The following is a 761-nucleotide window of genomic DNA, read 5'->3' as shown; positions in this document are numbered from 1 at the left end:
GTAATAGATTAATTGTAATTTACTTCGGCTGGCCGCCTAATTCGCTCTGCTCGTCTTTGAATACTTTCAGACTTAAAATAAATAATGACAATGAAGATAATCCAAAGCTTTAATATTAATTTTCTTTTTTTATTCATGATTAAAATGTTTTAGTTTCTTTAATAGTTCCATTTGGGTTATAACTTGTTGCTTTAATTAAACTGCCTTCGGGGTTGTATTCATTAATAAAGTTAATTGTTTTGCCATCATTGGTAATAAATTACTTTGATTATTTTGCCTTCGGGGTTGAATTCCTGAATATAGTAAATAGTTTTACCATCTGGATGATAAACTATTTTTTTTTCAGTTGTTAATTTAACAACTTCATTTTTTCGTTCAATATTATCTTTTAAATATTTTACTTCTTTAATTGTTCCATCTCGGTTGTAATAGGTTTTTTTGATTATTTTTATACCTTCGGGGTTGTATTCATCAATAGAGGAAATTGTTTTGCCATCATATTGGTAATAGGTTGTTTTGATTGGTTTACCTTCGGGGTTGAATTCATCAATAGAAGAAATTTCTTTTCCATTATCATAGTAATAGGTTATTTTGATTATTATGCCTTCGGAGGTGTATTCATTAATATAGTAAATAGATATACCATTAAGACGATAAACAATTCTTTTAATTTCTTTTTTAGTTTTAGAATCTAATATTTTAATATGCTTTATAGTTTTACCATCATTTTGATAAACTATTTCTTCTTCAGTATATCCTGC

General features: G+C 26.7%; 2 protein-coding genes. Both read right to left on the bottom strand.

Annotated features, from left to right (window positions below; translation table 11 throughout):
- Positions 1-139: 139 nt before the first annotated feature.
- Positions 140-226: a DUF2963 domain-containing protein gene (locus OL66_RS04350; protein WP_238568802.1), complete on the bottom strand. Its 87-nt coding sequence runs from the start codon at positions 224-226 to the stop codon at positions 140-142.
- 19 nt (positions 227-245) lie between these two features.
- The coding region (locus OL66_RS02445; RefSeq protein WP_034172317.1) for a DUF2963 domain-containing protein at positions 246-761 on the bottom strand (516 nt) is incomplete at its 5' end.

This window comes from Chrysanthemum yellows phytoplasma (assembly GCF_000803325.1).
Classification (GTDB): domain Bacteria; phylum Bacillota_I; class Bacilli_A; order Acholeplasmatales; family Acholeplasmataceae; genus Phytoplasma; species Phytoplasma asteris.
The sequence above is the reverse complement of the archived record's forward strand: the minus strand, read 5'-3'. Positions and strand labels throughout refer to the sequence as shown.